Consider the following 6,082-nt stretch of genomic DNA (forward strand, 5'->3'; position numbering starts at 1 on the left):
ACTAAACTTCCGTTAGCAGGAATAATAATAGGAACTGTTGTGTTTTGAACGGTATCTGTATATATCGTTTTAACAACTTTTTTTGGAATAGGTTTCTTTTTCTCTTTACTATTGGCTAGTATGTTTCCAAAGTAGAGAGCACCTGCAATTAGCAAGGCTCCAAGAATCGAAAGGACAATATTTCGCATCTGGCGGGATTATTTAGATGGTTAGACTGCAAATTTATCTATACTTTACTTTATAACTCTTAAAAAAAACTTAATAAAATTTAGAATCTAGTAGAATGTAAGCCAATAAGATAGATACTAGGATTGAAACTCTTCTTAAAAATATATTCAAAAGATTTAATTTTTATTGTAAATTACAATTTGATAATAGTAGTTTATTTATAGGATTACCACAAAAAAAGCCTAGCAAAAACCTACGTTCGACGGCTTTTTATGTCATTTCATAGATATTTTCACAATGATATAACATAAAATATTTTGTCAAACCCTATAATTTTATACTTTTACATCGTTATGGCAAAATTAAACCTAAAGTCCCTGTTGTGTTTAGTTATATTGGCATTAGCCTTTTTAACTACAGCACACGCCCAAATCATACCGCCGCCGCCTGGACCGCCGCCTCCACCGGGATTCCCGATTGATGCTGGTTTAGTAGGTGTATTAGCCGCTGGATTATTGTATGGTATACGGAAAAAAGTGAAAAAGTAATTACTTCGATAGCCCCTGAAGTCTTGCTACATACTTTCCTATAACATCAAATTCCAAATTTACAATTGAGCCAACTTTCATATATTGAAAGACTGTATGGCTATATGTGTATGGAATAATAGCAACCGAAAACGCATTCTTCTCAGAATTTACAACTGTCAAACTTGTACCATTCACTGTAACGGAACCTTTTTCAATAGTAATATTGTTTAATTCTGCGTCATACGCAAAAGTATAATACCAACTTCCATCACTTTCTTTTACGGCTGTACACGTTGCAACTTGATCTACATGACCTTGCACAATATGTCCGTCTAATCGATCGCCCAATTTCATAGCACGTTCTAAATTGACACGATCCTGCACTTGCCAAGCACCTACATTTGTTTTTTCTAATGTTTCTTGAATGGCAGTAACAACGTATGTGTTTTTATCAATATTTCGATCAACAACAGTCAAGCAAACACCGTTGTGCGCTACGCTTTGATCAATTTTTAATTCGTTGGTTAAACTGCTCTGAACCGTAATATGGAGGTTTTCTTTTTCGCGTTCTAAATGTGTAATCACACCTAATTCTTCAATAATCCCTGTAAACATCTATTAATTTAGTTAAATTTGCATGTAAAATTAAGAAATAAAAGTCTGATTACTTAAATGAAGAAAGAGGAAAAAATAAAAGTAGGGATTTCAGTTGGTGATTTAAATGGTATCGGAACAGAGGTAATTTTAAAGACCTTCAAAGATAATAGGATGCTAGAATTGTGTACGCCTGTTATTTTTGGATCTACTAAAATTTTATCATTTCAGAAGAAACATTTCAACGTAAATGTTAACTTTCATGGTATTAATAGTGCTGAAAAAGCGCAACACGGAAAAATAAATGTAGTAAACATTTCAAAAGATCCTATAAATATTGAGTACGGAATATCATCGGAAGAAGTTGGAAAGTTTGCTATAAAATCATTTATCGAAGCAACAAAAGCATTGAAAGAAGGAATGATTGATGTATTGGTTACAGCACCTATTAATAAACATAATGTACAATCGGAAGATTTTAAATTCCCAGGACATACTGATTATTTAGGGGAAACTTTAGAAGGCGACAGCTTAATGTTAATGGTAAATGATACACTTCGTGTTGGATTATTAACCGATCATGTTGCAGTGAAAGATGTTTCGGCAGCCATTACACCTGAACTGATTGAAAAGAAAGTAGATATTATATATAATACCTTAAAACAGGATTTTGGAGTTTCTAAACCAAAAATTGCGGTTCTAGGAATAAATCCGCATGTTGGCGACAATGGAGTGATTGGTGTAGAAGATGATGAGGTATTAAAACCTACCTTAGAAAAAATAAAAAATAAAGGAAAGCTTGTTTTTGGACCGTATGCAGCCGATAGTTTTTTCGCGTCAAGCAATTATAAAAACTTTGACGCTATATTAGCAGCGTATCACGATCAAGGATTAATTCCGTTTAAAACCTTATCATTTGGACAAGGTGTAAACTTTACGGCAGGACTAAATAAAGTGCGTACTTCACCCGATCATGGAACGGCGTACGAAATTGCAGGAAAAAACAAAGCAGATCACAACTCATTCAAGGAAGCAGTATTCACTGGAATACAGATTTTTAGAAATAGAAATATGTACAAAGAGATTGCTGAAAACCCCTTAAAAAAGCAGCCAAGCAAGATATAAACAAAAAAATGTTGACAACTTTACGTAGGTAAAGAAAAATTTATATCTTTGCACGCTCGAAACTGATGTTTAAGATGATGGTACTAAAGGACTTTACGATTCCTTTTATAGGATTAAAAGAAGGAAAACACCAGTTTGATTATCAAATTGATAATTCGTTCTTTGAGCTTTTTGAATTTGATGAATTCAATGAAACTGCGATAAAAGTTACATTAGAACTTCACAAAAAGGCTACTATGCTTGAGCTAACATACAATGCTTTAGGTACGGTAAATGTAAATTGTGATGTAACTAATGAACCTTTTGAACAGCCAGTTGAAGGAAATTTAAACTTGATTGTCAAGTTTGGAAATGAGTATAACGACGAAAATGAAGAAATTTTAATCGTTCCTCATGGAGAATATGAAATCAATGTTGCACAATATATATATGAAATGATTGTGTTAGCAGTTCCTTCAAAAAGAATTCATCCTGGTATTGAAGATGGTACATTGCAATCTGAAATACTTGAAAAGTTAGAAGAATTACAACCTGGTACAGAGAAAAAAGAAACTGAAGAGGAAATTGATCCTCGTTGGAATACATTAAAAAAACTATTAACGGATAATAAATAACATAGAAAATGGCACATCCTAAGAGAAAAATCTCGAAAACAAGAAGAGATAAGAGAAGAACACATTACAAAGCATCAGTTCCTCAAATCGCTACGTGCCCAACTACTGGTGAAGCACACTTATATCACAGAGCTCACTGGCACGAAGGAAAATTATATTACAGAGGAAAAGTATTGATTGACAATACAACAGAAGAAAACTTAGCATAACACACAGATGTTTAGTCATAAAAGCTCTCACTTTCGTGAGAGTTTTTTATTTGATCGTTTTTTTGTTAAAAATGTAAAAACGACATATTTTACCGAAATTATCAGAGAATTTTAGTAATTTCGTTAAGTTTTTAACGAATTTTTGTTAAAAATCAATAAAACCAACGTTAAGGTATGACCAAAATTACAGCAGCAATAACAGCTGTAGGAGCGTATGTTCCTGAGTATGTATTAACCAACAAGATACTTGAAACAATGGTTGATACTAACGATGAGTGGATCACCACTCGAACTGGTATCAAAGAACGCAGAATTCTTAAAGAAGAAGGAGCGGGAACTTCATTTTTGGCAATCAAAGCCGCCCAAGACCTCATTGCAAAGAAAAACTTAGATCCTAAGGAAATAGACATGGTAATTGTAGCTACAGCTACACCAGACATGCCTGTTGCGGCTACTGCCGTTTATACAGCTAGTAAAATAGGTGCAACAAACGCGTTTGCGTATGATTTGCACGCAGCGTGTTCTAGCTTTTTATATGGAATGTCTACAGCAGCGAGTTACATACAATCTGGACGTTATAAAAAAGTATTATTAATTGGAGCCGATAAAATGTCTTCAATTATCGATTATAAAGATCGCGCAACTTGTATTATCTTTGGAGATGGAGCAGGTGCTGTACTTTTTGAACCAAATGAAGAAGGATTCGGATTGCAAGACGAACACTTAAGAAGTGATGGTATTGGACGTGAATACCTAAAAATTGATGCTGGTGGCTCTATTTTGCCAGCTTCTGAAGAAACAGTAAAAAACAATCAACATACCGTATTTCAAGACGGGAAAACCGTATTCAAATTCGCAGTATCTAACATGGCAGACGTGAGTGCTAAAATAATGGAAGATAACAACCTGACGAATGAAGATGTACAATGGTTGGTGCCTCACCAAGCCAACAAACGTATCATTGATGCCACTGCAAGGCGTATGGGCGTAGATGAAAGCAAAGTGATGATGAACATTCAGCGTTACGGAAACACAACTTCTGGAACGTTACCCTTATGTTTACATGACTATGAAAAACAACTCAAAAAAGGAGATAACCTTATTTTTGCTGCCTTTGGTGGTGGATTTACATGGGGAGCTATTTACCTTAAATGGGCATATAATTCTAACTAGAAACGACTAAAACCTATCTCATGGATTTAAAAGAAATTCAAAACTTAATTAAATTCGTAGCCAAATCTGGAGCAAGTGAAGTTAAACTTGAAATGGAAGATGTAAAAATCACCATTAAAACTGGAGAAACTAAAGGCGAAATGACAACTGTAGTGCAGCAAATTCCAATGGCTGGAATTCCTCAGCCAACAGCAGCGCCACTTCCTGTAGCTCAACCAGTGGCACCAGCTACCAACGATGCGCCAGCAGCTTCTGACGACGATTCAAAATATGTTACTATAAAATCACCAATCATTGGTACTTTTTACAGAAAACCTTCTCCTGACAAGCCAACGTTTGTTGAAGTAGGAGATTCTATCTCTGAAGGAAGTGTACTTTGTGTGATTGAAGCTATGAAACTTTTCAACGAAATTGAATCAGAAATTTCAGGAAAAATAGTGAAAGTCTTAGTAGATGACTCTTCACCTGTAGAATTTGATCAACCATTATTCTTGGTAGATCCATCATAAGAAATTTTAAATACAACCTTACAAGAATACAAAACTTGTGTTGCTCAAAAAGGTATAGATTTTAATTTCAAAATTTAAAATTTCAAGAGATGTTCAAAAAAATATTAGTTGCAAATAGAGGTGAAATAGCGCTTAGAGTTATTAGAACCTGTAAAGAAATGGGTATTAAAACGGTTGCTGTATATTCAAAAGCAGACGTGGACAGCCTACATGTACGATTTGCTGATGAAGCTGTGTGTATTGGACCAGCGCCAAGTAGCGAATCGTATTTGAAAATGTCAAATATTATTGCTGCTGCAGAAATTACAAATGCAGATGCAATTCATCCAGGATATGGTTTCTTATCTGAAAATGCCAAATTCTCAAAAATATGTGAAGAACACGATATCAAATTCATTGGCGCTTCTGCCGAAATGATTGATAAAATGGGAGACAAAGCCTCTGCAAAAGCGACAATGAAAGCGGCAGGAGTTCCTTGTGTTCCTGGAAGTGAAGGAATCATTGAAGATTTTGCCGAATGTGAAAAACTAGCCGTAGAAACAGGATATCCTGTAATGCTTAAAGCAACTGCTGGTGGTGGTGGAAAAGGAATGCGTGCAGTATGGAAAGAAGAGGATCTGAAAAAAGCTTGGGATGATGCCAGACAAGAATCAAAAGCAGCTTTTGGAAATGACGGAATGTATTTGGAAAAATTAATCGAAGAACCTCGTCATATTGAAATCCAAATTGTAGGAGATAGTACAGGTAGAGCATGTCATTTAAGTGAAAGAGATTGTTCTATTCAGAGAAGACACCAAAAATTGACAGAAGAAACACCGAGCCCATTTATGACGGCTAAATTGAGAAATGCAATGGGTCTTGCCGCGGTTAAAGCTGCCGAATCTATTAATTATGAAGGTGCTGGTACTGTTGAGTTTTTGGTTGATAAACACAGAAATTTCTACTTTATGGAGATGAACACTCGAATCCGAGTAGAGCCCCCTATCACCGAACAAGTGATAGATTTCGACTTAATTCTTGAGCAAATATTGGTTGCGGCAGGTGTACCAATTTCAGGAAAAAATTATACTCCTAAGTTACATTCAATAGAATGCCGTATCAATGCAGAAGATCCTTATAACGGTTTTCGTCCATCACCTGGGAAAATAACGGTTTTACAC

Annotated in this window: 8 protein-coding genes and 1 pseudogene; 7 read left to right on the plus strand and 2 right to left on the minus strand. The window is 35.1% G+C overall.

Annotated features, from left to right (window positions below; translation table 11 throughout):
* Positions 1-188: pseudogene (locus AB8B65_RS21075) on the minus strand (efflux transporter periplasmic adaptor subunit); the annotation flags it as partial.
* 360 nt (positions 189-548) lie between these two features.
* Between AB8B65_RS21075 and AB8B65_RS21080 the strand changes: the two are divergent.
* A complete protein-coding gene (locus AB8B65_RS21080) occupies positions 549-716 on the plus strand; it encodes a hypothetical protein (protein ID WP_405303254.1) in 168 nt (55 codons plus the stop codon).
* Here the strand turns inward: AB8B65_RS21080 and AB8B65_RS21085 are convergent, their stop codons facing one another.
* Entirely contained in the window at positions 717-1,313 is a 597-nt protein-coding gene (locus AB8B65_RS21085; protein WP_405303255.1) for a riboflavin synthase, read from the minus strand.
* A gap of 57 nt (positions 1,314-1,370) precedes the next feature.
* Between AB8B65_RS21085 and pdxA the strand changes: the two genes are divergently transcribed.
* The 6 genes from pdxA to AB8B65_RS21115 form a co-directional block, all read left to right on the plus strand.
* Positions 1,371-2,417, plus strand: coding sequence for a 4-hydroxythreonine-4-phosphate dehydrogenase PdxA (gene pdxA / locus AB8B65_RS21090; RefSeq protein ID WP_405303256.1), 1,047 nt, complete (start codon positions 1,371-1,373; stop codon positions 2,415-2,417).
* Positions 2,418-2,491: 74 nt separating this feature from the next.
* Positions 2,492-3,031: a YceD family protein gene (locus AB8B65_RS21095; RefSeq protein WP_405303257.1), complete on the plus strand. Its 540-nt coding sequence runs from the start codon at positions 2,492-2,494 to the stop codon at positions 3,029-3,031.
* An 8-nt stretch (positions 3,032-3,039) separates the two neighbouring features.
* Positions 3,040-3,240 carry a 50S ribosomal protein L32 gene (gene rpmF, locus AB8B65_RS21100; RefSeq protein ID WP_007095829.1) on the plus strand — a complete coding sequence of 67 codons (201 nt, stop codon included), beginning with the start codon at positions 3,040-3,042 and terminating at the stop codon, positions 3,238-3,240.
* Positions 3,241-3,414: 174 nt separating this feature from the next.
* Complete coding sequence (locus AB8B65_RS21105; protein WP_405303258.1) at positions 3,415-4,413, plus strand: beta-ketoacyl-ACP synthase III; 999 nt, start codon at positions 3,415-3,417, stop codon at positions 4,411-4,413.
* Between the two features lie 20 nt (positions 4,414-4,433).
* Positions 4,434-4,922 carry an acetyl-CoA carboxylase biotin carboxyl carrier protein gene (gene accB / locus AB8B65_RS21110; RefSeq protein ID WP_405303259.1) on the plus strand — a complete coding sequence of 163 codons (489 nt, stop codon included), beginning with the start codon at positions 4,434-4,436 and terminating at the stop codon, positions 4,920-4,922.
* 89 nt (positions 4,923-5,011) lie between these two features.
* Positions 5,012-6,082 (plus strand): acetyl/propionyl/methylcrotonyl-CoA carboxylase subunit alpha (locus AB8B65_RS21115; RefSeq protein WP_405303260.1); only part of this gene is annotated, 1,071 nt, incomplete at its 3' end.

This window comes from Kordia sp., assembly GCF_045105435.1.
Lineage (GTDB): Bacteria > Bacteroidota > Bacteroidia > Flavobacteriales > Flavobacteriaceae > Kordia.